This is a genomic window from Streptomyces sp. NPDC054961 (assembly GCF_053609145.1).
In genome coordinates this window covers 1-25048 of record NZ_JBSGWY010000028.1, presented here as the reverse complement: position 1 = coordinate 25048, position 25048 = coordinate 1, and the positions used below count along the sequence as shown (strand labels likewise).

Here is a 25048-nt window from a genome sequence, read left to right as displayed (position 1 = left end):
GGGCCGGTCAGTGCTCGATGCCGTCCTGGAGCTCCTGGCCCCTGAGCAGGAACCAGGCGGCCACGGCGGTGGCCAGCAGGACGGCGGCGCCGACGCCCGAGGCCAGCCGCAGCCCGTCCACGAAGGCCTCCTGGGCGGCGCCCACCATCTGCTCGGCGGTCCCCGGATCCAAGGCCCTGGCCGCCTCGACGGCGCCGCCGAGGGACGCGTGCGCGGCGTCGGCGTCGGGGCCCGCGACGGAGGCCGGTGCGGTGAAGCTCTGGTAGACGCCGGTGACGACCGAGCCGAGCAGGGCGATGCCGAGGGCGGCGCCCAGTTCGTACGCGGTCTCGGAGACGGCCGAGGCCGAACCGGCCTGCTCCTTGGGCACGCTGGAGAGGATCACGTCGGCGGTGACGGTGAAGGAGAAGCCCGCACCGAGGCCGACGACCAGCAGGGCGGCGCCGAGCAGCGGGTAGCCGGTCTCCTTGTGGATCACGGTGAGCGCGGCCAGGGCGACGCCGATGGCGGCGAGGCCTCCGCTGACGACGACCCGCACCCCGTACTTGCGGGCGTACGAGCCCGCGACCAGGCCGGTGACGACCGCGCCGATGGCGGCGGGCAGTTCGGCCAGGCCCGCTTCCAGCGGCTCGCGGCCCTGGACGAGCTGGAGGAACTGGGAGAGGAAGAAGACCAGTCCGGACAGGCCGAAGACGGTGAGCAGGTCGGCGAGGACCGCGCCGGAGAAGCCGCGGTGCTTGAAGAGCCGCATGTCGAGGAGGGGCGCGGCCAGGGTGAACTGGCGGCGCACGAAGGTGAAGAGCGCGCCCGCTCCGATGACGGCGGCGGCCCACACCTCCCAGCCCATGCCGTGGGTGGCGACCTGCTTGACGGCGTAGACGACGCCGATGATGCCGACGAGGGAGAGGCCGACGCTGAACAGGTCCCAGGGGCCGGCGACCGGGTTCTTGGACTCGGGCAGCAGCTTGATGCCGACGAGGACCAGGACGATCATCACGGGGAGGTTGATGAGGAAGACCGAACCCCACCAGAAGTGCTGGAGCAGGGCTCCGCCGACGACCGGGCCGACGGCCGCGCCCGCGGAGGCGGTGGCGCCCCAGATGCCGATGGCGAGGCTGCGCTCCTTGGGGTCGTGGAAGATGTTGCGGATCAGCGCGAGGGTGGACGGCATCAGGGTCGCGCCGGCCACGCCGAGCAGGGCCCGGGCGAGGATCATCATCTCGGGGCTGGTCGCGTAGGCGTTGAGGACCGAGACGGCGCCGAAGGCGGCCGCGCCGACGAGGAGGAGCTTCTTGCGGCCGATGCGGTCGCCGAGGGAGCCCATGGAGACGAGCAGGCCGGCGATGACGAAGGAGTAGATGTCGCCGATCCACAGCAGCTGGGTGCCGGACGGCTTGAGGTCCTCGCTGAGGGAGGGGGTGGCGAGACCGAGTACGGTGGCGTCGACGGCGACCAGCAGGACGGCCAGGACGAGCACGGAAAGGGCGATCCAGCGCCCCGGGTTCCTGGCCTCCGTCCCCTCCGTCCCCTTCGCCTTGGTCAGCTGTTCGGTACGGCTCATTGCTCCACACTCCGTCGGGCGCCACCGAGCAGCAGCTCGATGATCATGTACTGAAAGTCCTTGGCCGCGACCCGGCCGTCCATGACGGCCCAGGCGCAGGTGCCGATGAGGCCGTAGAGGGCCTCGGTGAGCCAGGCGGGGCTCAGGTCGATCCGGATGTCGCCCTGCTGCTGGCCGCGCTTGAAGAGCGCGCTCACGCGGGCGTCGAGCCGGGCCCAGCCCTCGTTGACCTGATCGCCCTCGAAGAGCTGGTTCTCGGTCACCAGGAAGGCCAGCAGTTCGGCATTGGGCTCCGCCTCGGCGACGAGGCGTTTGAGCGCGTCGATCGCCGTGCCCTCCTCGAGCCGGGCGTGGTCGAACGCCACTTCGAACTCCCGGATGCCGAGCTCTTCGAGCGCCCGTACGAGGGCGTCGCGCCCGGCGAAGTGCCGGTGGAGGGTCGCGCGGCCGATGCCCGCCGCCTTCGCGACCTCGTCCATCGTGGCGGTCGATTTGCGGGAGAGCAGGGCGGCGGCGGCGCGGAGCACCTGATCACGATCCATGGCCATGAGACAAGCATAACCCGAATGAGACGCGGATGTCTCATAAATTAAATGAGCTGCCCCTCCGGGGCGCGAAAGGAATCCTTCCCGCATGACGAGGACCACGAAGCCGCTGCTCCTGATCGACGTGGACGGCCCGCTGAACCCCTACGCGGCCCAGCGTGAGCGCCGCCCCGAGGGATACGCCACCCACCGCATGCGGCCGACGGGCTGGACCGGAGCGGAGAGCGCGAAGCCGCTGAGGGTCTGGCTGAATCCGGACCACGGGGCGGAGCTGCTCGCGCTCGCGGACGCGTACGAGCTGGTGTGGGCGACCACCTGGAAGGACGAGGCGAACGACTGGATAGGCCCGCACCTGGGCCTGCCGAGGCTCCCGTACATCGACTGGCCCCGGATGCACGGCCGGGCCCCGCGCGGGACCTTCTGGAAGACCCAGTACATCGTGGACTACGCGGGAGAGCGGCCCTTCGCCTGGATCGACGACGACATCACGGACGCGGACCGCGCGTACACGGACCAGTACCACCCCGCGCACGCCCTGCTGCTCCGCATCGACGAACGGATCGGCCTGGTCAGGTCCGACTTCGACACCCTCGCCCACTGGGCGGCCCAGGTGGCCTGAAGAGCGACGGAGCCCGCCCCCGGACGCGCCGAAGGGGCGGGGGCGGCCTTGCCGGCCGTCACCGCCCCTTCGGGGGACCGTGGTCCCGTCAGTGCTTGTGGGCCGCCCAGGCGTGCTGGATGACCAGGTCGGCCTTCAGCTCGGTGAGCTGGAGCGCGACAGCCGACGGGGCGGTGCCGCCCCGGCCGTTGCGGGAGGCCAGCGCGCCCTTGACGTTGAGGACCGTGCGGACCTCGGGCGTCAGGTGCTCCGAGATCTTCGCGAACTGCTCGTCCGTGAGCTCGTCGAGCTCGATGCCGAGCCCCTCGCACTCCTTCACGCACCCGCCGGCCACCTCGTGCGCCACCCGGAACGGCACGCCCTGCTTGACCAGCCACTCGGCGATGTCGGTGGCGAGCGAGAAGCCCGCCGGAGCCAGCTCCTCCATCCGCTCCCGGTGGACCGTGAGCGTCGCCATCATCCCGGTGAAGGCGGGCAGCAGGACTTCCAGGGTGTCGCAGGAGTCGAAGACCGGCTCCTTGTCCTCCTGGAGGTCACGGTTGTAGGCCAGGGGCAGGGCCTTCAGCGTGGCGAGCAGACCGGTCAGGTTGCCGATGAGGCGCCCCGACTTGCCGCGCGCCAGCTCCGCGATGTCCGGGTTCTTCTTCTGCGGCATGATCGACGACCCGGTGGAGAAGGCGTCGTGCAGGGTCACGAAGGAGAACTCCTTCGTGTTCCAGATGATGATCTCCTCCGCGATCCGGGACAGGTTGATCCCGATCATCGCGGTGATGAAGGCGAACTCGGCGACGAAGTCGCGCGAGGCCGTGCCGTCGATCGAGTTGCCGACCGAGCCCCGCTCGAAGCCCAGGTCGGCGGCGACCGCCTCCGGGTCCAGGCCCAGCGAGGAACCCGCGAGGGCGCCCGAGCCGTACGGGGAGACCGCGGTCCGGGTGTCCCACTGGCGCAGCCGCTCCGCGTCCCGGGACAGGGACTGCACGTGGGCCAGTACGTGGTGGGCGAAGAGCACCGGCTGCGCGTGCTGCAGGTGGGTGCGGCCCGGCATGGCCACGTCCGCGTGGTGCTCGGCGAGGCCGACCAGCGCGTCCTGGAGATCGGCGATCAGGCCGCCGACGATCCGGGCGTGGTCGCGCAGGTACATGCGGAAGAGGGTGGCGATCTGGTCGTTGCGCGACCGGCCGGCGCGCAGCTTGCCGCCGAGGTCGGCGCCGAGGCGCTCCAGCAGGCCCCGCTCCAGGGCGGTGTGGCAGTCCTCGTCGGCGAGGGTGCCGACGAAGGAGCCGTCCAGTACGTCGGCCTCGAGCTGGTCCAGGCCCGCGATCATGCGGCCGAGCTCGTCGGCCGTGAGCAGGCCCGCCTTGGCGAGCGCCCGGGCGTGGGCGCGGGAGCCGGCGATGTCGTACGGCGCGAGACGCCAGTCGAAGTGGACCGACGCGGACAGCTTCGCGAGGGCCTCGGCGGGACCGTCGGCGAACCGGGCGCCCCAGAGCCGGACGTCCCCACCGTTGTTGCTGCTCACAGCTACTGCTCCTCACAATGCATGACATGGCTTTTCGGGTGTGCGCCGGCCTCCCCGCCGCGGAGGAACGGGGAGGCCGTCTGTACAACGCGTGGGATCAGGCGAGGTCGCGCCGCGCCGCGATCTTCGAGGACAGGCCGAAGATCTCGATGAAGCCCTGGGCCTTCGACTGGTCGAAGGTGTCGCCCGAGTCGTAGGTCGCGAGGTTGAAGTCGTACAGCGACTCGTCGGACCTGCGGCCCGTGACGACGGCGCGGCCGCCGTGCAGGGTCATCCGGATGTCGCCGGTGACGTGCCGGCTGGCCTCGTCGATGAAGCCGTCCAGGGCCCGCTTCAGCGGGGAGAACCACAGGCCGTCGTAGACCATCTCGCCCCAGCGCTGCTCGACCTGCCGCTTGTAGCGGGCCAGTTCGCGCTCGACGGTGACGTTCTCCAGCTCCTGGTGGGCGGTGATCAGGGCGATGGCGCCCGGAGCCTCGTACACCTCGCGGGACTTGATGCCGACGAGGCGGTCCTCGACGATGTCGATCCGGCCGATGCCCTGGGCTCCGGCCCGCTCGTTGAGCTGCTGGATCGCCTGGAGCACGGTGACGGGCTTGCCGTCGAGGGCGACCGGGACGCCCTCCGCGAAGGAGATGACGACCTCGTCGGCCTCCCGCGGCAGGGCCGGGTCGGCCGTGTACGCGTAGATGTCCTCGATCGGCGCGTTCCAGATGTCCTCCAGGAAGCCCGTCTCGACGGCGCGTCCGAAGACGTTCTGGTCGATGGAGTACGGGGACTTCTTGCTGGTGGCGATCGGCAGGCCGGCCCGCTCGGCGAAGGCGATGGCCTTGTCCCGGGTCATCGCGTAGTCGCGGACCGGGGCGATGCACGTGAGGTCGGGGCCGAGGGCGGCGATGCCGGCCTCGAAGCGGACCTGGTCGTTTCCCTTGCCGGTGCAGCCGTGGGCGACGGTCGACGCGCCGTGCTTGCGGGCGGCGGCCACGAGGTGCTTGACGATGGCCGGCCGCGACAGGGCGGACACCAGCGGATAGCGGTCCATGTACAGGGCGTTGGCCTTGATCGCCGGGAGGCAGTACTCCTCGGCGAACTCGTCCTTGGCGTCCGCGACCTCGGCCTCGACGGCTCCGCAGGCCAGCGCGCGCTTGCGGATGACGTCCAGGTCCTCGCCGCCCTGGCCGACGTCCACGGCGACGGCGATGACCTCGGCGCCCGTCTCCTCGGCGATCCAGCCGATGGCGACGGAGGTGTCCAGGCCGCCCGAATAGGCGAGTACGACGCGCTCGGTCACGGGTTTCTCCTTACACGGTGCCTCCGCCGTTGCCTCAACAGCGATAGGCATAACTATGCATTGCTTCGTATGTTTCGTCAATCGACCCCTGCCATCGCCGCTGACCAGCACGTATACCGGGAGGCGCCATCCCCTGACGGCCGCCTACCATCGGCGGACGACTCGGGGAGGGCGTATGGGAGCCGGTGTGCGGCGGGACGTGTCGACGGGGCGGGGCGCCGCAGTGGAGCTGCTGAAGGGGCAGCGGCCCGCTCCGGTCCCCGACATGCTCCGCGGGAGCGGGCCCGATGCCTGGACGGCCTTCGACGAGGAGGTGCGCCGCATCGGCCGCCGCTCCCACGAGCCACTGCGCGGCAAGCGCATCGAGGCCCGGCTCTGCGACCCCGACGGGCGGCTCCGCGCGTCCGCACTCCGCTCCTGGCAGCCCCCGCCGCTCGATTTCTTCCTGCTCTCGTTCGTCTCCTGGCTCCCGCCGCTGCGGGGGCGCTACCGGGAGGCGCTCCGCCGGGCCCTGGCCCGGCACGCGCCGCTCGAACTCGTCCTGATCCGGTGCGCCGACTGGGCTCCGCCCGTACGCGGGCGTGCCCGGCGGGTGCTCGGCTGGATCGTGGCCAGATACCCCGTCGACGCGCTGATCCAGATCACTCCCCTCGCCCTGCGGCTGGGCCGGCGCGAGCACGGGGCCTGGGCAGTGGAGCAGTTGGAAGCCGCCCTGACCGGCCGGTACTCCCTCCTCGCCGCGTGGTGGCGCCCCGGACGGCCCTCGACCACGTGGAGCTGGAACTCGCTGACCCCCGCGCAGCGGGCCGACGCCCTGGACCGGCTGCGCCGGGCGCGCGACCTGCCGGCCCGGCGGTTCGCCACCCGGCTGGTCGTCGAGGCCGGGGGGACCGGCGTACGGGAGCTCGCGCGGCGGGCCGCCCTGGAGCCGGACCCTGTGACCGCGCGGCTGTGGACCGATGCCGCGCTGCGGGTCATGGCCGACGACGGGGCGGACGACGCCGCGATCGACACCCTTCTCGGCGGCCGGAACCCAATGGTCCGGGGCGCCGGCGTCACCGCCCTGCGCAGGGCGGGGCGGGCGGCCGAGGCCCATCGGTACCTCGCCGACCGCTCCGGTCTCGTACGGGCCTGCGCGCGCCGGCTCGTCTCGCAGAGCGGCGGGGACGCGGTCGGGGAGTACTTCTCGCTGATCACTGCGCCCGGGCGCGTCTCCCCGTACGCGGTGGCCGGCTTCTCCGAATGCGCGGAGCACATGGACGCGCCGGTGCTGCGCTCCCTGCTCGGCCACCCCTCCGGCACGGTCCGGGCCGCTGCCGTGGCAGGGCTGCGCCGGCTGGACGACGCCACCGACGACGCGCTCCTGCTCCCCCTGCTGGACGACCCGTCGGCGTCGGTGACCCGCGAGGCCGCGCTGACCCTGCTCCAGGTGGTGGAGCGCCTCGACCACCGCCACCTCGCCGAGCGCATCGAGCCCGTACGGCACCTGCACGTGCGCCGGGCAGCCTTCCGGCTGCTGCGCGCACGGGGCGGGATCCACGAACTGCGGGCCGCGGTGACCGTATCCAAGGACCCCGACCCGTTGCTGCGCGCGACGGCCCGGGCGATCGTGACCGGCTGGGACTGGCGGTTCACCTGGCGTACGGGAGAGGCGGACCTGCCCGAGCTCGCCGCGCTGCTCGTAGAGTCGGAGCACCTGTTCCACCCCTACGACGTGCGGTCGCGCCGCTCCCGCCTCGGTCTGACGGACTGACACCCGCGGACCGGAGCGCGGGCCCGCAGGGCGATAATCCGACCATGGGAAAACTCCACGAACGCATCGACGGCCGCCTGCGCACGTTCATCGAGGAGCAGCCGGTCTTCTTCACCGCGACCGCCCCGCTCGCGGGTGACGGCCACGTCAACCTCTCCCCCAAGGGCCGTGCCGGGACCCTCGTCGTCATCGACGAGCAGACCCTCGCCTACCTGGACTTCGGCGGCAGCGGCGCCGAGACCATCGCGCACGTCCGCGAGAACGGCCGGATCACGCTGATGTGGTGCGCGTTCAGCGGGCCGCCGAACATCGTGCGCATCCACGGGCACGGCGAGGCGGTCTTCCGCGACGACCCGCGCTGGGGCGGGCTGATCGAGCTGTTCGGGGAGGCCGACGGACCCTCGGCGCGCGCGGTCATCGTCGTCACGGCCCACCGGATCGCGGACGTGTGCGGCTACGCCGTCCCCTTCATGGACTACCAGGGGGAGCGCACCCTCCACGCGGAGCACTTCGGCCGCAGGACGGACGAGGAGTTCGCCGCGTACTGCGAGAAGAAGGAGTTCATCGGGGTGAGCATCGACGGCCTGCCTGCGCTGCCCCTGCCCCTTCCGCCCCGTACCGTCTGACATGTGCCGCGTACCGCTCTCGCCCTCGCCTCACTGATCGTCACCAGCCTGCTGGCCCAGGGCCCTTACGGTGCCCCCGCCGGCCACGGCCCCCACGGGGATCCGCCGCTGCCCGCCCGGCTCGCCGACACCGGCGGCGGCAGCCAGCTGATCACCGCCGTCGCCCCGTCGGCCGGTTCGACCACGGGGCGCCTGACCTGGTGGGACCGGCGGGCGGGGCGCTGGTACGAGGCCGGCAGCGCGCCGGCCCGTTTCGGGGCGAACGGCCTGACCGAGGGGGCGACCCGTACCCAGGGCACGAACACCACCCCGGCCGGCCTGTACGCGCTCCCGTACGCCTTCGGCATCGCGCCCGCGCCGGCCGGGACGGAGTACCGCTACCGGCGGGTGACTCCCGACTCCTGGTGGTGCCAGGACAACGCCTCCGCCGACTACAACCGCTGGGTGGAGCCGCTGCCCGCCGACTGCGCTCCCGGCGAGGCCGAGCACATGACCTCGTACGCCCGGCAGTACGCACACGGCCTGCTCATCGCCTACAACTACGACCGGCCGGTACGGGGCCGGGGCGCGGGCATCTTCCTGCACGTCGACGGCCGGGGCGCCACGGCCGGCTGCGTCTCGGTGCCGGAGCGCGCCGTCCGGGCGGTCCTGCGCTGGGCGAACCCGCGCAGGCGGCCGCACATCGCGATCGGTACGGAGTCGGGCGCGCTGGCCGTCACCCGGTACTGACCCGCGGTGCGGGGGACGGTTCCCCGGCGGCCCCGCGCTCAGCCCTCCTTCTGCGCCAGCCGCAGCAGGTGGTCGGCCAGGGCCTGGCCGCCCGCCGGGTCGCGGCTGATCAGCATCAGCGTGTCGTCGCCGGCGATCGTGCCGAGGATGGCCTGGAGTTCGGCCTGGTCGATCGCCGAGGCGAGGAACTGGGCCGCACCGGGCGGGGTGCGCAGGACCACGAGGTTCGCGGAGGCCTCCGCCGAGATCAGCAGTTCCCCGGAGAGGCGCCGCATGCGCTCCTCCTTCGCCGACTCGCCGAGCGGTGCCTGCGGGGTGCGGAAGCCGCCCTCGCTGGGGACCGCGTAGATCAGCTCGCCGCCCGTGTTCCGGATCTTCACCGCGCCGAGCTCGTCGAGGTCGCGGCTGAGCGTCGCCTGGGTGACGCTCAGGCCGTCGTCGGCGAGCAGCTTGGCCAGCTGGCTCTGGGAACGGACCGGCTGCCGGTTGAGGATGTCCACGATCCGGCGGTGGCGGGCGGTGCGGGTCTGCGGAACGGACTGGCCGCCCCCGGACTCCGTCTGGGGGGAGCTCCAGGGCTCGCGTTCCTGCGCCTGACTCATCGTCGTCTCATTCCCCGATTGATCATCCGTCCACGTCCGCGGCGGCCTTCGCCGCGTCCAGCACACCGGGCAGGGCCCGCAGGAACGCGTCCGCCTCGGCCTCGGAGAGCACGTACGGGGGCATCAGCCGTACGACGTCGGGGGCGGGCGCGTTGACCAGGAAGCCGGCGTCCTGAGCCGCGCGCTGCACCTGCGGTGCGAGCGGCCCGGTCAGCACGATACCCAGCAGAAGGCCCGCACCACGGACATGTGAGACGAGCGGGTGTGCGAATCCTTCGATTCCGTCGCGCAGCCGCTCGCCGCGCTCCTTGACCCGGGCGAGGAGCCCCTCGGCGGCGATGGTCTCGATGACGGCGAGGCCGGCGGCGCACGCGACGGGGTTGCCGCCGAAGGTGGTGCCGTGCTGGCCGGGCTGGAGCAGGTCGGCCGCGGGGCCGAAGGCGGCCAGGGCGCCGATCGGCAGACCGCCGCCGAGACCCTTCGCGAGGGTGACCAGGTCGGGCTCCACGCCCTCGTGGGCCTGGTGCTCGAACCACTGGCCGCAGCGTCCGATACCGGTCTGCACCTCGTCGAGGACGAGGAGGGTTCCGGTGGCGCGGGTGATCTCCCGGGCGGCCGTCAGGTATCCGGCGGGCGGGACGACCACGCCGTTCTCGCCCTGGACGGGCTCGATGATCACGAGCGCGGTCTCTTCGGTGACGGCGGCCCGCAGGGCCTCCACATCCCCGTACGGGACGTGCGTGACGTCACCGGGCAGCGGCAGGAAGGGGTCCTGCTTCTTGGGCTGGCCGGTGAGCGCGAGGGCGCCCATGGTGCGGCCGTGGAAGCCGCCGTCGGTGGCGACCATGTGGGTCCGCCCGGTCAGCCGGCCGATCTTGAAGGCGGCCTCGACGGCCTCGGCACCGGAGTTGCAGAAGAAGATCTTCCCGGGGCGTCCGAAGAGCTGGAGCAGCCGCTCGCCGAGCGCGATGACCGGCTCGGAGGCGTAGAGGTTGGAGACGTGGCCGAGGGTGGAGATCTGCGCGGTCACGGCTTCGACGATCGCGGGGTGGGCGTGGCCGAGGGCGTTGACCGCGATGCCGCCGACGAAGTCGGTGTACTGCTTGCCGTCCGCGTCCCAGACCTGGGCGCCCGAGCCGCGTACGAGGGCCAGCTCGGGGGTGCCGTAGTTGTTGGCCAGCGCCCCCTTCCAGCGGTCGCCGTACTCCTGGTTGCCGGTGCTGGCGCTCACTGCGCTCCCCCTTGCTGCTCGTCGGGCACGACCATCGTGCCGATTCCCTCGTCGGTGAAGATCTCCAGCAGGATCGAGTGCTGGACCCGCCCGTCGATGACCCGGGCGGTGGTCACGCCGTTGCGCACGGCGTGCAGGCAGCCCTCCATCTTCGGGACCATGCCGCTGGACAGCTCGGGCAGCAGCTTCTCCAGCTCGCTGACGGTGAGCCGGCTGATGACCTCGTCGCTGCTCGGCCAGTCCGCGTAGAGGCCCTCCACGTCGGTGAGGACCATCAGCGTCTCGGCGCCGAGCGCGGCGGCGAGCGCCGCGGCGGCCGTATCGGCGTTCACGTTGTACACGTGGTGGTCGTCGGCGCTGCGCGCGATGGAGGAGATGACCGGGATCCGGCCGTCGGCCAGCAGCGCCTCGATCGCGCCGGTGTCGATGGCGGTGATCTCGCCGACCCGTCCGATGTCGACGAGCTCGCCGTCGATCTCCGGGGTGTGCTTGGTGGCGGTGATCGTGTGGGCGTCCTCGCCCGTCATGCCGACGGCGAGCGGCCCGTGCTGGTTGAGCAGCCCGACCAGCTCGCGCTGGACCTGCCCCGCCAGGACCATCCGTACGATGTCCATCGCCTCGGGCGTCGTGACGCGCAGGCCCGCCTTGAACTCGCTGACCAGACCCTGCCGGTCCAGCTGGGCGTTGATCTGCGGGCCGCCGCCGTGCACGACGACCGGCTTCAGGCCCGCCTGGCGCAGGAAGACCACGTCCTGGGCGAAGGCGGCCTTCAGGTCCTCGTCGATCATGGCGTTGCCGCCGAACTTGATGACGACGACCTTGCCGTTGTGGCGGGTCAGCCAGGGCAGTGCCTCGATGAGGATCTCCGCCTTGGGGAGTGCGGTGTGCTTGCGGGCGTTGCCGACGGTCCCGCTCATGACGAGTACGCGCTGTTCTCGTGGACGTACTCGGCCGTCAGGTCGTTGGCCCAGATGACCGCGGACTCGGAGCCGGTGGACAGGTCGGCGGTGATGCGGACCTCCCGGTCCTTCATCGAGACCAGGTCGCGGTCCTCCCCGACGGAGCCGTTCTTGCAGACCCAGACCCCGTTGATGGCCACGGCCAGGCGGTCGGGGTCGAAGGCGGCCTTCGTGGTGCCGATCGCGGACAGGACCCGTCCCCAGTTGGGGTCCTCGCCGTGGATGGCGCACTTGAGGAGGTTGTTCCGGGCGATGGAACGCCCGACCTCCACCGCGTCCTCCTCGGTGGCCGCGCCGACGACCTCGATGCGGATGTCCTTGCTGGCGCCCTCGGCGTCGCCGATCAGCTGACGGGCCAGGTCGTCGCAGACCGTGCGCACGGCTTCGGCGAACGTCTCGTACGCCGGCACCCGGCCGGACGCGCCGGAGGCGAGCAGCAGCACCGTGTCGTTGGTGGACATGCAGCCGTCGGAGTCGACCCGGTCGAAGGTGGTGCGGGTCGCGGAGCGCAGCGCCTTGTCGAGGGTGGCGCTGTCCAGGTCGGCGTCGGTGGTGAGGACCACGAGCATCGTGGCCAGGCCCGGGGCGAGCATGCCCGCGCCCTTGGCCATGCCCCCGACGGTCCAGCCGTCCTGGCTGACGGTGGCCGTCTTGTGCACGGTGTCGGTGGTCTTGATGGCGATGGCGGCGTCCTCGCCGCCGTCGGCGCTGAGCGCGGCGACCGCCGCGTCGATGCCGGGGAGCAGCTTGTCCATGGGCAGCAGGACGCCGATCAGGCCGGTGGACGCGACGGCGACCTCGCCCGCGTTGACGTCCGCACCGAGGGCCTCGGCGACCTTCTCGGCGGTGGCGTGGGTGTCCTGGAAGCCCTTGGGACCGGTACAGGCGTTGGCGCCGCCGGAGTTCAGGACCACGGCGCTGACGGTGGCGCCGCGCAGGACCTGCTCGGACCAGTGGACGGGCGCGGCCTTGACACGGTTCGAGGTGAAGACGCCCGCGGCGGCCTGGCGCGGCCCGTTGTTGACGACGAGGGCGAGGTCCGGGTTGCCGTTCGCCTTGATTCCGGCGGCGATGCCCGCCGCGCTGAACCCCTGTGCTGCCGTGACCGTCACGGTGCGACTCCGATCGTGGAAAGACCCAGGCCCTCGTGGAGGCCGAGGGCGATGTTCATGCTCTGGACCGCGCCGCCGGCGGTGCCCTTGGTGAGGTTGTCGATGGCGCTGATCGCGATGATCCGCTGCGCGGCCGCGTCGTACGCGACCTGGATCTGAACGGCGTTGGAACCGTAGACGGACGCCGTCGCCGGCCACTGCCCCTCGGGCAGCAGGTGGACGAAGGGCTCGTCCGCGTACGCCTTCTCGTACGCGGCGCGCACCGCGTCGGCCGTGGTGCCGGGCAGCGCCTTGGCGGAGCAGGTGGCGAGGATGCCGCGGGACATGGGGGCCAGCGTCGGCGTGAAGGACACGGAGACCGGCTGTCCGGCGACGGGGCTGAGGTTCTGCACCATCTCGGGGGTGTGGCGGTGGCCGCCGCCGACCCCGTACGGGCTCATGGAGCCCATGACCTCGGAGCCGAGCAGGTGCGGCTTGAGCGCCTTGCCGGCGCCGGAGGTGCCGGTGGCGGCGACGATCACGGCCTCGGGCTCGGCGAGCTGCGCGGCGTAGGCCGGGTAGAGCGCGAGCGAGACGGCGGTCGGGTAGCAGCCGGGCACGGCGATGCGCTGGGAGCCCGCGAGCGCGACGCGGGCGCCGGGAAGCTCGGGCAGGCCGTAGGGCCAGGTCCCGGCGTGCGGGGCGCCGTAGAACGCGTCCCAGTCGGCGGAGTCCTTGAGCCGGTGGTCGGCGCCCATGTCGACGACGAGCACGTCCTCGCCGAGCTGGGCGGCGACGGCGGCGGACTGCCCGTGGGGCAGGGCCAGGAAGACGACGTCGTGACCGGCGAGCACCTCGGGCGTCGTCGCCTCGAGGGTGCGCCCGGCCAGGGGCACGAGGTGCGGCTGGAGGGCGCCGAGGAGCTGCCCCGCGTTGGAGTTCCCGGTCAGCGCGCCGATCTCGACCTCGGGGTGGCCCAGCAGCAGGCGCAGCACTTCCCCGCCCGCGTATCCACTCGCACCGGCCACCGCTACACGTACCACCATGGAACCTCCTCCTTGATGGCATGACTATACGTAGCTACGCAGTTTTATGCAATGACGCTTACGGGCGGGCCGGGCAGCGGTCCGATCTCTCTCCTGTGCGCTCTCGCTGCGCCCGAGACGGCGGTGTCCGGTCATCCGTGACGGCGTGGAGCTGCGCCTTCAACGTGTCGGGTGCGGAGGGCGGGACCAGCGGACAGGGTGGCCGTCAGGGCCGTCGGTGAGCCAGGAGCCGTCGCCCAGGAGCTCCAGTTCGTACGGGTCGGTCACCTCGACGGCGATCTCACCGCCGACCGTGCCGGTGTTCACGTCGACCAGGTGGTAGCGGAACCACTCCTCCTCGCCCTCGCTCTCACCACCCAGCGTGACGACGGCCGTGTCCGGGGTCAGATAGCCGCCGCACCATTCCACGAACGCCGCTTCCGGGTCATGCCCGAAGGCCTCGACGGAGAGAGTGAAGAGCAGGTCCCCGCTGGGGTGGCGGTGGAAGGCGACATCCCTCTGCCCGTGGTCGACGGTCAGGAACTGCTCCCCTCCCGGCGCCAGGCCGATCAGGCAGCGGTCCGACCACGGGTACGTCACGAACTCCACCTCGCCATCAGGCCCGGAGGCACCCCGGAGAACGACGGCACCGTCCTGGCCCTCACCGATGTCGAGGTAGATGCTGCCGTCCACGGGGTGGACGTGATGGCCGGCGCCGTGCCCGACCGTCTCCAGCTCCCGGCGCGCGAGGACCGCCCCGCTGCCGGTGTCGTACACGACCCATTGGTCTCCCCCGCGTTCCGCCATCGCGTCCGGGCGGTAGACCCAGACGGTCCGGCCGTCCAGAGACAGCACGCAGCCGGGCCGGTGACCATGGAGCACGTCGGAGTGCGGTTCGAAGTCCGACGCCCACACCAATTCACCGGCGCGCGTGAGGCAGACGACCCCGTGCAGGGTCGTGTACACGACTCGCTCCAGATCGGGCTGGACCGCCGACTCCACGACCTCGTCGCCGGCCCGCGGCTGGAACACCGCGGCGGGTTCCAGCGTCCCGAATGCGCCGGGGTCCGTCACATAGGCACGGATCTGCCCGCCGCGGTATCGCGTGATGACCTTCGGAGGGGACGCAGGAATCATCCGCTGAGGCTAACGCCCAGCTCAGGCCGCCGGTGGCTGGGGCCGGGGACTGCGAAGCCGGGCCCCTGGGCAGGGAGCCCGGCTCAGGTGCCGTCGCCGGTACGTTCCGGGTGGCGGTGCGGCCTCGGGAAGGTGCCTACTTCTGGCCCTTCTCGGCCTTCTGGGCCTTCTCCGCCTGCATCTGCTTGATGCGGACGGTCTCCTTGCGGACATCGGCCTGGGTGGCGCGCTCCTTCTCGAGCCACTCCGGCATCTCCGCCTTCAGGGCCTCGATCTGCTCGGTGGTGAGCGCGTCGGTGATGCCGCCGCGCGCCAGGCCGGAGATGGAGATCCCGAGCTTCGCCGCGACCACCGGGCGGGGGTGCGGGCCGTTGTTCCGGAGGTCCTGCAGCCACTGGGGCGGCTCGGCCTGGAGGGCGGTGAGCTCGGTGCGCGAGACGACACCCTCCTGGAACTCTGCGGGGGTGGCCTCTAGGTACACACCCAGCTTCTTCGCCGCGGTCGCGGGCTTCATGGTCTGGGCGTTCTGCTGCGACGTCATGCGTCAAGGGTATAGAGCGTGTGCGCCCCCGCCGACCACGGCCGGTAATCTGGCCGGGTGACAGACTCCCTGACCCCCCCGTCGTTCAAGCTCGCTTACGTTCCCGGGGTGACGCCCACCAAGTGGGTGCGGGTCTGGAAGGAGCGGCTCCCCGACGTCCCGCTCACCCTCGTCCCGGTCACCCCCGGCGAAGCGCCCGCCCTGCTGCGCGGCGGCGGCGCGGATGCCGGATTCGTCCGGCTCCCGATCGACCGTACGGACCTCAGCGCGATCCCGCTCTACACCGAGACCACGGTCGTGGTGATCCCGAAGGACCACCTCGTGGCGGCGGCCGAGGAGGTTTCGGTCGCGGACCTGGCCGACGAGATCGTGCTCCACCCGCTCGACGACACCCTCGGCTGGGAGCAGCTGCCGGGCAAGCCCGCGCTGCAGCGCCCCGAGACCACGGCCGACGCGATCGAGCTGGTGGCCGCGGGCATCGGCGTCCTGGCCGTGCCGCAGTCCCTCGCGCGGCTGCACCACCGCAAGGACCTCACGTACCGGACCCTCGTGGACGCCCCGGCCTCGCGCGTCGCGCTGTCGTGGCCCGAGGTGGAGACCACCCCGGACCTGGTGGAGGAGTTCATCGGGATCGTGCGCGGGCGGACGGTCAACAGCTCGCGCGGCCGTGGCCGCACCCAGCCCGAACCCGAGCCCAAGAAGGCGAAGCCGCAGCGCAAGCCGGCCCCCCGCTCGGGCGGCAAGCCCACGGCCAAGAACCCGCGCGGCGGCGCCCCCAAGGGGGGCAAGGCCACGGCCAAGTCCACGGGCAAGCGCGGCAAGCCCCGCGGCCGCTGAGCCGTCCGCGAGGGACCGCGCGGCCGCGCCTGGGCCCTCGGCGGGCCGGCCCCCCGAGGGCCGGCTATCCCAGCGGGTGCCGGACCCAGACGTTCGGCTCCACGTAGACCGCGTAGCCCTGCTCCGGGTCGCAGCGGACCGGGGACAGGGCCCCCGGCACGTGGACCGGGCCCGCGGTGTCGAAGGGGAGGCCGGTCCACTCGCGCCACTGCGCCAGGGAGCCGGTGATCGTCATCGACAGCGGGGCCACCGAGTCGATGGTGGCGCCCGCCCGCACGTGGACCCGTAGCCACGGGTCGTACGGGAGGCCGTCCTCGCGGGTGCGGTACGCGTACTCGTGGATCGAGGCGTCCGGTTCGGCCGGCTTTCCGTTGGGCCGGACCGGGGCCACGACCTCGGTGAAACCGCGCGCGCGGGCGTTCTCCCGCAGCGCGCCGAGCATCCGCCCCGACAGGCCTTCGCCCTGCCGGTCCGGCCGGACGCTGATCTCGATGGCGCTGACGGTGTCGGGGGCCGCTCCGCGCCGCAGGTCCGAGAAGGCCCACATCAGGATCCGGTCCCAGCCCTGCGCGGGCAGCTGCCCGTCGCGGCCGGCCGCGTGGAGGGCGAACGGCACGCTGAAGGCCTTGGCGACGACCTCGCCGGTGGCCTCGTCGGTCCCGACGAAGACGTACTCGGGGAGCTCCGCCACCATGCGCGGGTACAGCAGCCAGGCGAGCGAGTCCTGCGAGGCGAACTCGGGCCACGAGTCCGCCATGCCCCAGAGGGCTTCGGTCAGTTCGGGCCGCTCCGCGAGCGTGGTGATCCGTATGCCAGCGTCCTTGACGTTCATACGCGCAGGTTATGCGCGGTATGGACGCCCCTCAACCAGGTTTATGCCGGGGCCTGGAGCGACAGGTGCCAGTGCCTCGGCCAGCCCCCCAGCGTGACCGTGGACAGGGGACGGACGTCCACGTTCCAGTAGGTCGTCGGGGGTGCGTTCAGGGCGTACACGAGCGCCGCCCGGACCACCGAGGGCTCCGCCACCGCCACGATGGCTCCGCCGTCGTCCGCCGGCCGGGTGTCGAGCCAGCCGCCGATCCGGGCGATGAAGGCGAGCAGGGATTCCCCGCCGTGCGGCGCGGCGCGCGGATCGGCGAGCCACAGGTCCAGGGCGGCGGGCTCCCGGGCGGCCACCTCCCCCAGGGTCAGCCCGCGCCAGCGGCCCATGTCGCACTCGCGCAGCGCGGGTTGGGCGAGCGGGGCGTACCCGAGGGCCGCGCCGGTGGCCCGGCTGCGGGCGGTGGGCGAGCAGTAGCGCAGGTCGGCCGAGCCCAGCGGAACGAGCCCGCGCGCGGCGGACTCCACCGCACGCCAGCCGTCCACGTCGATGGGGCGGTCGTCGTCGAAGCGCTCGGCGAGCAGCGGGGTACTACGGGCTGCTGCGACTAGCGAAACCCGAACATGCATGCGGCGATGGTGAGCCGCGTGCCGCACGGGGTCAAGCGTCTGGGCGAACCCCGATGGCCGACCGCAGCCGCCGCACGGCCTCGGTGAGCTCGCCCGCGCCGGCCACCCCGGCGAAACTCAGCCGGACGTACGCCGCCGGCGGCTCCGCGCAGAAGAACGGCCGGCCGGGCGCGACCTGCACGCCCGCGCGCAGCGCGGCCGCCGCGAAGGCCGCGTCGTCGAGGCCTCCACCGGGCCGGACCCACAGCAGGTGTCCGCCGCGGGGAGGGCGGGGCAGCTCCAGCTCGGGCAGCTCGCGCCGCAGCGCGCCCGCCAGGACGTCCCGCCGGTGGCGCAGCTCGGTGGCGACGGCCTTGAGGTGGCGGGGCCAGGAGGGCGCTCCGACGAGTTCCAGGGCGGTCTCCTGGAGCGGCCGGGGCACGAAGAAGCTGTCCACGACCTGGATGGCGCGCAGCCGGTCCCGTACGGGGCCCCGGGCGGCGAGCGCGCCCACCCGCAGGCTGGGCGAGGTGACCTTGGTCAGCGACCGCACGTGCACCACGACCCCGTCGGTGTCCTCGGCGGCGAGGGTCGCGGGCAGCGGTCCGGCGTCCTCGTGGGCCAGGGCCCGCGCGTAGTCGTCCTCCACCACGAACGCCCCGGCGGCGCGCGCGATCCGCAGCACCTCGCCGCGCCGCGCGTCGGACAGCACGGCCCCGGTCGGGTTCTGGAACAGCGGCTGGCACACGAAGACCCGCGCCCCCGTCGCTTCGAAGGCGGCGGCCAGCAGCTCCGGCCGGACCCCGTCCGCGTCCACCGGGACCGGCACGGGCCGGCACCCGGAGGCGCGGGCGATGGCCAGCAGCCCCGGATAGGTCGGGGATTCGACGAGGATCGGCGCCCCGGGCGGTGCGAGGGCCCGCAGTGCCGTGGTGAGGGCGCTCTGCCCGCCGGCGGTGACCAGGACGTCGGCGGCCCCGACGGTCCCGCCCGGCCCGCCGATCTCCCGCGCGAACCAGTCCCGCAGCTCCGGCAGCCCTTCCACGGGCGGCCGTCCCCACGCGCCGGGCCGGCGTCCCGCGCGGGCGAGGGCCGCGGCCATGGCCCGCTCGGGCTGGAGCGTGGGGTGCATGTAGCCGCCGTTGAGCTCGATGACCCCGGTCGGCGGCGGGGTGAGGGTGACGAGCACGCCCGAGGCGTCGACCGAGCGCGGCACCACCTCGCCCGCGCCTTCCGCGCTCAGCGCGACGGCCTGCCACGAGGTGTCCCCGAGCCCGGGAGACGGGGTACGGGGCTGGGCGCGGAAGGCGCCGGCTCCCGGGCGGGTGATCACCAGCCCTTCGGCGGCGAGCTGCGCGAGGGCCCGGGAGACGGTGACGGGACTGACGCGGAAACGCTCGACGAGGGCGCGGCTGGACGGGAGCTTTCCACCCAACGGGTAGCGGTCCAGCTCCACCCTCAGGGATTCCGCCAGTTCAGCCACACTGCTACGCTCATACATGACAGCAAAGAGTAGCGCTACTCTCCCCGCCGCGATAGCGGTTCGAGGCCCGGCCCGGAGCGGCGGAGGGACCGTCCTCGCGGCGGCCGGCGTCGTCGCCTTCTCACTGACCTTCCCCGGCACGTCCTGGGGCCTGGAGAGCTTCGGCCCCTGGTCCCTGTTCGGCCTGCGGTGCGTGCTGGCGGGCCTGGTCGCCGGCGGCTTCCTGCTGGCCCTGCGCGTCCCGCTCCCCGACCGCGCCCACCGGTTCGGCCTCCTGGTCGTCGCGGGCGGCGTGGTCGTCGGCTTCCCGCTGCTCACCACCCTCGCGCTGCAGACCTCCACCACGTCGCACGCCGCCGTCGTGGTCGGCCTGCTGCCGCTGACGACCGCCGTCGTGTCCTCGCTGCGCACCGGGGCCCGGCCGTCCCGGCGGTTCTGGGCCGCGGCCGTCGCGGGCGCGGTCGTCGTCCTCGGCTTCACGCTCGCCCAGAGCGGCGGCTCCCTCTCGGCCGGCGACGCCTTCCTGTTCGCCGCGCTCCTGGTGTGCGCGGCCGGGTACACCGAGGGCGGCCGCCTGGCCCGGGTGATGCCCGGCTGGCAGGTGATCGGCTGGGCGCTGGTCCTGTGCCTGCCGATCGGCCTGGCCGGATCCCTGCTCGGGCTCGCGTACGAGCCGGCGCACGTCACCGCCCGCGGACTGGCCGGGCTGGTCTGGGTGGCGGCCGGCTCCTCCTTCCTCGGCCTGTACGTCTGGTACCGGGGCATGGCCGAGATCGGCGCGGCCCGCGCGAGCCAGCTCCAGCTCGCGCAGCCGCTGCTGACCCTGGGGTGGGCGGTGGTCCTGCTCGGCGAGCGGATGTCCCCCGCCGCGCCCGCCGCCGCGTGCGCGGTACTCGTCTGCATCGCCGTGACCCAACGGGTCAAATAGCACGGGAACGACCTAAACTGCTAGCACCGGATCGGACCGCCACCGAGGAGGTCAGCATGCGCGCGACCGAGGGCGACCAGCTGGTTCAGCACGGACGGATCGTGGGCCAGCACGACAAGGTCGGAGAGATCACACAGGTCCTGGGAGACAACGGCACGCCTCCCTACCGAGTCCGCTTCACGGACGGACACGAGGCCGTCATGTCCCCCGGTCCCGACTGCGTGGTGAAGCACCCGGTCGACCACGACCAGTGAGCTCCACCGCCGAGGAGCACCGGGCGAGGAGTACGCAGAAGGACCGTCAGCGCGGCGGCACCGCCGCCACCGTCGGGTAGTGGTCGGCGACCACCCTGGCCATCGCCCCGTTGGGGTCCGCGCCCACCTGCTTCGCCGAGAAGTAGACGTGGCCGCGGACCTCGGGGTACCCGCGGGCGAAGCGCACGTGCCGCGACAGTTCCCGCGGATCGCGCCAGGCCGCCGTGGAGCTCTCCGGATCGCAGCGGTACAGCGCCTCCCCCACGTAGAGCTGGACGCGGGTGCCGGCGACGGTGTTCGCCCACCAGGGGACGATGGCCGCGTAGTCGGCGGCCGGGTGGCCGATCTGCCAGTACGCCTGCGGCACGATGTAGTCGATCCAGCCCTCGCGCACCCACTTCCGGGTGTCCGCGTACAGGTCGTCGTACGTGGCGACGCCCGCCTGCGTCGCCGAACCCAGCGGATCGCGGTCGGAGTTGCGCCAGACCGCGAAGGGGCTGACGCCGAAGCGCGTCGCCGGGCGCAGCGCCCGCAGCCGCTCGGACATCTCGCGGACCAGGGTGTCGGTGTTGTGGCGGCGCCAGTCGGCGCGGGTGGCGAAGGAGCGGCCGTAGCGCTCGTACGCCGCGTCGTCGTCGAAGTCGCGGCCCTCGACCGGGTACGGGTAGAAGTAGTCGTCCCAGTGGACCCCGTCGACGGGGTAGCGGGCGACGGCGTCGAGCATGGCGTCCTGCACGAAGCGGCGCACCTCGGGCAGCCCGGGGTTGTAGTAGAGCTTGCCTCCGTAGGGCACGGTCCAGCCCCGGTTGCGGCGGGCCGGGTGCCAGGGGGCCAGCAGGCCCGGGTCGGTGTGGTTGGCCACGCGGTACGGGTTGAACCAGGCGTGCAGCTGGAGCCCCCGGGCGTGCGCCTCGGTGACGGCGGTGCCGAGCGGGTCCCAGCCGGGGTCGGCGCCCTGTTCGCCGGTCAGCCACTGGGACCACGGCTCGTGCGCCGAGGGCCACATCGCGTCGGCGGTGGGCCGGACCTGGAGGATCACCGCGTTGAGGCGGCGGGATACGGCGGTGTCGAGGAGGGCCAGCAGCTCCGCGCGCTGCGCGTCCGCGGAGAGCGCGGTCCTCGAAGGCCAGTCCACGTTCTGTACGGAGGCGACCCACATCCCCCGGAATTCGGCCGCGGCGGCCCCGGCGGCCTCCGCCGTCCCCGCGGCCCCCGCGGCCCCGACCGCTTTCGCGGGGGCGGCCGTCGCCGCCGCGGCCAGCACCGCCGCCGCGCCGGTCAGCACCTCTCGCCTCCCGATGTACGTCATGTGACGACTCCGTTCCGCTCCGTGACATTGCCTCGTGTCCGCCTAGCATGCCCGCCCCGGCCCGACACGCCGGGCAAGGACGGGGGTAACGTCGGGGGGCGTGGCGGGCGCCGGAACGCAGTTACCACTGCACGAGTACGGGGGACCCGCGATGGAGAGCAGCGAAAGGCACGATGTGACGGACCTCCCAGACGACATCGCACGCGTCGGCGTAGTGGGCTGTGGGCAGATGGGCGCGGGCATCGCGGAGGTGTTCGCCCGGAGCGGTCTCGAGGTGATGGTCGCCGAGACCACCGGCGAGGCCCTGGAGCTCGGACGGACCCGGCTGCACACCTCGCTGACGCGAGCCGCCGAACGCGGCAAGATCAGCGAGGAGGAGCGGGACGCGACCCTGTCCCGCCTGTCGTTCACCACCGACCTCGGCGAGTTCGCCGACCGCGACCTCGTCATCGAGGCGGTCGTCGAGAACGAGCAGGTCAAGACGGAGATCTTCCAGGTCCTCGACCAGGTGATCACCCGCCCGGACGCGATCCTCGCCTCCAACACCTCCTCGATCCCGCTGGTCAAGCTGGCCGTCGCGACCTCGCGTCCCGACCAGGTCATCGGCATCCACTTCTTCAACCCGGCCCCGGTGCAGCAGCTCGTCGAGCTGATCCCGGCGCTGACCACGAGCGACGAGACGATCAAGCGCGCCGAGGCCCTGGTCGGGGGCGCGCTGGGCAAGCACGCCATCCGCGCCCAGGACCGTTCCGGTTTCGTCGTCAACGCGCTCCTGATCCCGTACCTGCTGTCCGCGATCCGGATGTTCGAGTCGGGGATCGCGAGCCGCGAGGACATCGACAACGGCATGGAGCTGGGCTGCGCCCACCCGATGGGCCCGCTGAAGCTCTCGGACCTCATCGGCCTGGACACGGTGGCCTCGGTGGCCGACTCGATGTACGCGGAGTTCAAGGAGCCCCTGTACGCGGCTCCCCCGCTGCTCCAGCGGATGGTCGACGCCGGCCGCCTCGGCCGCAAGACGGGCTCGGGCTTCTACCCGTACAGCTGACCCGTACGGCAGATCCGCACCGCTGATCCGTACGGCAGATCCGCACCGCTGATCCGCACGGCTGATCCGTACGGCTGATCCGTACGGATCGCGCGGCTATCCGAGCCGCAAGTGGTGCAGCAACAGCAGCCCGGCCGCCATGTTGGCGGCCGGGACCTCGCCGCGCGCGATCATGTCCGGCACCAGCTTGAGCGGCACCCACGCGCGGCGCGAGGACTCGAAGTCGTCCTCGGGATGGCCGGTGTACGTGGCTCCGTCCGACCAGTAGAGGTGGTGGCGGGCGTCGGTCAGCCCGTTGGACGGTTCCACGGTCATCAGGTGGCGGAGCGGGCCGGGCCGCCAGCCCGACTCCTCCTCCATCTCCCGGGCGGCGGCGCTCTCCACGGACTCGCCGTCCTCGACGACACCGGCGGGCAGCTCCCAGCCCCAGCTGTCGGTGATGAAGCGGTGGCGCCACAGCAGCAGCACCTCGTTGGCCTCGTTGACGGCCGTGGCGACGGCCACCGGGCGCAGCCGGATCACGAAGTGGTCCAGGTGCCGGCCGTCGGGGAGTTCCACGTCCGCGAGATTCACGTCGAACCAGCGGTTCGTGTACACAGTCTGCTCACTCAGGTTCATCCACTGCACGGTTCTGCCACCTTCCGATCGAGTAGGTGGCAACATGGCAGCAGTTCAGCCGGTCACAGGGGAACGCGCAGTGCCCCGTCGATGAGCTCCGCGGTCTCCCCCGCCCCCGAACAACCGCTGGTCAACAGCTGTTCGCGGACCGCCCGCAGCCGGTCGCGCAGGCGCAGCGACTCCATCCCCCTGGCCCGCTCGGCCATCTCGGCCGCCGCCGCCACCGCCTGGTCGGCCTCGCCCTGGCGCAGCTGGATCTCGCACAGCATCGCGAGGCGGTGCACCCGGCCCCGGTCGTGCGCGGGGGTGCCGACGGCCGCCGCCGCCTGCTCGTGGGCCGCCCGCAGATCGCCCAGACCGAGCAGCGCCTCGGCCACCTGTACGTTGACCAGCCCGGGCTGGACGTACCCCGTCTCGTCGGGCTCCGTGCCGGGCCGGATCCGTTCGGCGGCCGCCTCGGCCTTGTGGATGCAGGCCAACGCGGCTGCGGTGTCGCCGAGTTGGGCGTACGCCTTGGCCTGCATGGCGTACAGGTCGGCGGCCAGGGCCGGGGTGGTGTACCGGCCCGCCGAGCGCAGGGCGGCCTCGGCGAAGGCCACGGCCTGGCGGAACTCCCGCAGGTGCAGGGACTGGTTGACGATCAGCGCGATGACGTAGGCGCCCAGCCCCCGGTCCCCGCTGGCCTTCGCGAGGCGCAGGGACTGGTGGAAGTAGCGCTGGGCCAGTCCGTGCGCGTCCGCGTCGTACGCGCAGATCCCCGCCACCGCCACCAGGGAACCGGTCGCCCGGTGCAGGCCGCGGCCCAGGTCGTCGGAGTAGCTTCCGCGCAGCAGGGGGGCGGTCTCGGTCCCGAGGAAACGGACGATCCGGTCGCGGGTGGCCACGCCCCCGGCCCGCCGGTACATCAGCTCGTAGTGCGCGCGGGCGGCCCGCAGGATCTCGACGTGTTCGGGGCCGACCCGGGTGGGTCCCTCGCGGGACACGTCGGCGTCCTCCGGCGGGTTCTCCCACTCCCACACCGGGATCACCGCGGGGGTGCCCGTCACGGCCTCGGTGCTGAGGCACTTCAGCCGCCCCTGGTCGTCGGAGCGCCACAGGGCGGCGGCCTTGTCCACGAAACCGCTGAGCGGGGAGGCGTGCGGGGCGCCGGCCCCTTCCGGTGGACCGAGGCCGACATCGTCGAGGGAGAGCGGTCTGCGCAGCCGGCCCCCGATCACCTCGCAGATCAGGTCCGGGACCTGGCCGCGGGGCCGCTGGCCCTTCAACCACCGCGCCACGGCGGTGTGTTCGTAGCGCAGGGCCAGACCGCGGTCACGGCCCGCCTGGTTCACGTGCGCGGCGAGCCCGGCGTGGGACATGCCCGCCTCCGCGAGGAGGGCGTCGAGCAGTGCATTGGGCTGCATGGGCCCCTCCGTCGGCTCGTCGCACTCAGGCTAGTGGGTGCGCGGTTCACACGGGGTGTGAACGGAGTACGCGCATAAATGCGATACGCACCCTGCCGGGGGACCCTCCGCGAGCGCTTCACTTAAGGGCCTCGCCAAGAGGTGACCCGGGTCGTCGGCTCCCCCTCGTACAGTGCGACGACCCGCCCACCGCGCCGCCCGTCCTGTTGTCTGCCCGACACTCCACGGCAGGGCGGGCGGCGCGCTTCGGCTCCGCCGGGGCCCGGTTGGTCGCCGGCCCCCGGCCGGGCCGGACCGAACGCGCGCCGGGTCCACCCACCGGACCCGGTGCGCGTGGTCCCGCCCCGCGGGGCCGGCCCCTACCTGAAACGCCTCGAACGCCTGCGGGGCCGGATTTTCCAGCCCCGCAGGTACGGGTGAGGGGGGGGGGGGCGCCGGGCCCCCCCCCCACCCCCGAAACCCACCCCCCGCGGGCGCGGCCACCCCGCGCCCCCCCGCCCCGCGGCGGCCC

Annotated in this window: 25 protein-coding genes; 8 read left to right on the top strand and 17 right to left on the bottom strand. The window is 72.8% G+C overall.

Annotated elements, in window-relative coordinates; all coding sequences use genetic code 11:
• Positions 1 to 7: 7 nt before the first annotated feature.
• Together ACWF9Z_RS23805 and ACWF9Z_RS23800 are read right to left on the bottom strand one after the other, a co-directional pair.
• Positions 8 to 1561 carry an MFS transporter gene (locus ACWF9Z_RS23805; protein ID WP_453604991.1) on the bottom strand — a complete coding sequence of 518 codons (1554 nt, stop codon included), beginning with the start codon at positions 1559 to 1561 and terminating at the stop codon, positions 8 to 10.
• The gene (locus ACWF9Z_RS23800; RefSeq protein WP_453604989.1) at positions 1558 to 2109 is read right to left on the bottom strand and encodes a TetR/AcrR family transcriptional regulator; all 552 of its coding nucleotides are present in this window, start codon (positions 2107 to 2109) and stop codon (positions 1558 to 1560) included. The genes ACWF9Z_RS23805 and ACWF9Z_RS23800 overlap by 4 nt, the downstream gene beginning before the upstream one ends.
• A gap of 85 nt (positions 2110 to 2194) precedes the next feature.
• Between ACWF9Z_RS23800 and ACWF9Z_RS23795 the strand changes: the two genes are divergently transcribed.
• Positions 2195 to 2725, top strand: a complete 531-nt coding sequence (locus tag ACWF9Z_RS23795) for an HAD domain-containing protein (RefSeq protein ID WP_453604987.1) — start codon at positions 2195 to 2197, stop codon at positions 2723 to 2725.
• Positions 2726 to 2813: 88 nt separating this feature from the next.
• On the opposite strand, the gene argH is transcribed toward ACWF9Z_RS23795, so the two are convergent.
• Both argH and ACWF9Z_RS23785 read right to left on the bottom strand, forming a co-directional pair.
• On the bottom strand, positions 2814 to 4244 hold the full coding sequence (gene argH / locus ACWF9Z_RS23790) for an argininosuccinate lyase (RefSeq protein ID WP_453604985.1): 1431 nt from the start codon (positions 4242 to 4244) through the stop codon (positions 2814 to 2816).
• Between the two features lie 97 nt (positions 4245 to 4341).
• Positions 4342 to 5535: an argininosuccinate synthase gene (locus ACWF9Z_RS23785; RefSeq protein ID WP_453604983.1), complete on the bottom strand. Its 1194-nt coding sequence runs from the start codon at positions 5533 to 5535 to the stop codon at positions 4342 to 4344.
• A 175-nt stretch (positions 5536 to 5710) separates the two neighbouring features.
• Here ACWF9Z_RS23785 and ACWF9Z_RS23780 point away from each other — a divergent pair, with 175 nt between their 5' ends.
• The 3 genes from ACWF9Z_RS23780 to ACWF9Z_RS23770 are packed head-to-tail and all read left to right on the top strand — an operon-like array spanning position 5711 to position 8643.
• Positions 5711 to 7288, top strand: a complete 1578-nt coding sequence (locus tag ACWF9Z_RS23780; protein WP_453604982.1) for a HEAT repeat domain-containing protein — start codon at positions 5711 to 5713, stop codon at positions 7286 to 7288.
• Positions 7289 to 7332: 44 nt separating this feature from the next.
• Positions 7333 to 7914, top strand: a complete 582-nt coding sequence (locus ACWF9Z_RS23775) for a pyridoxamine 5'-phosphate oxidase family protein (protein ID WP_453604980.1) — start codon at positions 7333 to 7335, stop codon at positions 7912 to 7914.
• 3 nt (positions 7915 to 7917) lie between these two features.
• Positions 7918 to 8643 carry a L,D-transpeptidase family protein gene (locus ACWF9Z_RS23770; protein WP_453604979.1) on the top strand — a complete coding sequence of 242 codons (726 nt, stop codon included), beginning with the start codon at positions 7918 to 7920 and terminating at the stop codon, positions 8641 to 8643.
• Positions 8644 to 8681: 38 nt separating this feature from the next.
• Here ACWF9Z_RS23770 and ACWF9Z_RS23765 read toward each other — a convergent pair whose 3' ends face one another.
• From ACWF9Z_RS23765 to ACWF9Z_RS23735, 7 genes are all read right to left on the bottom strand, one after another.
• Positions 8682 to 9245, bottom strand: coding sequence for an arginine repressor (locus ACWF9Z_RS23765; RefSeq protein WP_453604977.1), 564 nt, complete (start codon positions 9243 to 9245; stop codon positions 8682 to 8684).
• A gap of 22 nt (positions 9246 to 9267) precedes the next feature.
• Positions 9268 to 10476 carry an acetylornithine transaminase gene (locus ACWF9Z_RS23760; protein WP_453604976.1) on the bottom strand — a complete coding sequence of 403 codons (1209 nt, stop codon included), beginning with the start codon at positions 10474 to 10476 and terminating at the stop codon, positions 9268 to 9270.
• Complete coding sequence (gene argB / locus ACWF9Z_RS23755) at positions 10473 to 11393, bottom strand: acetylglutamate kinase (RefSeq protein WP_453604975.1); 921 nt, start codon at positions 11391 to 11393, stop codon at positions 10473 to 10475. The genes ACWF9Z_RS23760 and argB overlap by 4 nt, the downstream gene beginning before the upstream one ends.
• Positions 11390 to 12547, bottom strand: coding sequence for a bifunctional glutamate N-acetyltransferase/amino-acid acetyltransferase ArgJ (argJ, locus tag ACWF9Z_RS23750; protein ID WP_453604973.1), 1158 nt, complete (start codon positions 12545 to 12547; stop codon positions 11390 to 11392). Before argJ ends, argB begins: the two co-directional genes overlap by 4 nt.
• Complete coding sequence (gene argC / locus ACWF9Z_RS23745; protein WP_453604971.1) at positions 12544 to 13572, bottom strand: N-acetyl-gamma-glutamyl-phosphate reductase; 1029 nt, start codon at positions 13570 to 13572, stop codon at positions 12544 to 12546. Before argC ends, argJ begins: the two co-directional genes overlap by 4 nt.
• A gap of 159 nt (positions 13573 to 13731) precedes the next feature.
• Entirely contained in the window at positions 13732 to 14688 is a 957-nt protein-coding gene (locus ACWF9Z_RS23740) for a hypothetical protein (RefSeq protein WP_453604970.1), read from the bottom strand.
• A 136-nt stretch (positions 14689 to 14824) separates the two neighbouring features.
• Positions 14825 to 15229, bottom strand: coding sequence for a DUF5997 family protein (locus ACWF9Z_RS23735; RefSeq protein ID WP_453604969.1), 405 nt, complete (start codon positions 15227 to 15229; stop codon positions 14825 to 14827).
• A gap of 57 nt (positions 15230 to 15286) precedes the next feature.
• On the opposite strand from ACWF9Z_RS23735, the gene ACWF9Z_RS23730 reads away from it, so the two are divergent.
• Positions 15287 to 16066, top strand: coding sequence for a LysR family substrate-binding domain-containing protein (locus ACWF9Z_RS23730; RefSeq protein WP_453604968.1), 780 nt, complete (start codon positions 15287 to 15289; stop codon positions 16064 to 16066).
• 64 nt (positions 16067 to 16130) lie between these two features.
• Here ACWF9Z_RS23730 and ACWF9Z_RS23725 read toward each other — a convergent pair whose 3' ends face one another.
• Genes ACWF9Z_RS23725 through ACWF9Z_RS23715 form a run of 3 tightly spaced genes read right to left on the bottom strand, consistent with a single transcriptional unit; the run spans position 16131 to position 18995 of the window.
• On the bottom strand, positions 16131 to 16898 hold the full coding sequence (locus tag ACWF9Z_RS23725) for an N-acetyltransferase (protein WP_453604967.1): 768 nt from the start codon (positions 16896 to 16898) through the stop codon (positions 16131 to 16133).
• Between the two features lie 41 nt (positions 16899 to 16939).
• Positions 16940 to 17515 carry a histidine phosphatase family protein gene (locus ACWF9Z_RS23720; protein WP_453604965.1) on the bottom strand — a complete coding sequence of 192 codons (576 nt, stop codon included), beginning with the start codon at positions 17513 to 17515 and terminating at the stop codon, positions 16940 to 16942.
• 31 nt (positions 17516 to 17546) lie between these two features.
• Positions 17547 to 18995, bottom strand: a complete 1449-nt coding sequence (locus ACWF9Z_RS23715; RefSeq protein ID WP_453604963.1) for an aminotransferase-like domain-containing protein — start codon at positions 18993 to 18995, stop codon at positions 17547 to 17549.
• On the opposite strand from ACWF9Z_RS23715, the gene ACWF9Z_RS23710 reads away from it, so the two are divergent.
• Positions 18994 to 19905, top strand: coding sequence for a DMT family transporter (locus tag ACWF9Z_RS23710; protein WP_453604961.1), 912 nt, complete (start codon positions 18994 to 18996; stop codon positions 19903 to 19905). The two genes, ACWF9Z_RS23715 and ACWF9Z_RS23710, sit on opposite strands and share 2 nt — an antisense overlap.
• A 56-nt stretch (positions 19906 to 19961) precedes the next feature.
• On the top strand, positions 19962 to 20159 hold the full coding sequence (locus ACWF9Z_RS23705; RefSeq protein WP_453604959.1) for a DUF1918 domain-containing protein: 198 nt from the start codon (positions 19962 to 19964) through the stop codon (positions 20157 to 20159).
• Between the two features lie 46 nt (positions 20160 to 20205).
• Here ACWF9Z_RS23705 and ACWF9Z_RS23700 read toward each other — a convergent pair whose 3' ends face one another.
• Positions 20206 to 21468, bottom strand: a complete 1263-nt coding sequence (locus tag ACWF9Z_RS23700) for a glycoside hydrolase family 10 protein (RefSeq protein ID WP_453604957.1) — start codon at positions 21466 to 21468, stop codon at positions 20206 to 20208.
• Between the two features lie 151 nt (positions 21469 to 21619).
• On the opposite strand from ACWF9Z_RS23700, the gene ACWF9Z_RS23695 reads away from it, so the two are divergent.
• Complete coding sequence (locus tag ACWF9Z_RS23695; RefSeq protein WP_453604956.1) at positions 21620 to 22516, top strand: 3-hydroxybutyryl-CoA dehydrogenase; 897 nt, start codon at positions 21620 to 21622, stop codon at positions 22514 to 22516.
• Positions 22517 to 22612: 96 nt separating this feature from the next.
• Here the strand turns inward: ACWF9Z_RS23695 and ACWF9Z_RS23690 are convergent, their stop codons facing one another.
• Together ACWF9Z_RS23690 and ACWF9Z_RS23685 are read right to left on the bottom strand one after the other, a co-directional pair.
• Positions 22613 to 23134 carry an NUDIX hydrolase gene (locus ACWF9Z_RS23690; protein ID WP_453604954.1) on the bottom strand — a complete coding sequence of 174 codons (522 nt, stop codon included), beginning with the start codon at positions 23132 to 23134 and terminating at the stop codon, positions 22613 to 22615.
• A gap of 62 nt (positions 23135 to 23196) precedes the next feature.
• Positions 23197 to 24537: a transcriptional regulator gene (locus ACWF9Z_RS23685; RefSeq protein WP_453604953.1), complete on the bottom strand. Its 1341-nt coding sequence runs from the start codon at positions 24535 to 24537 to the stop codon at positions 23197 to 23199.
• Positions 24538 to 25048 lie beyond the last annotated feature (511 nt).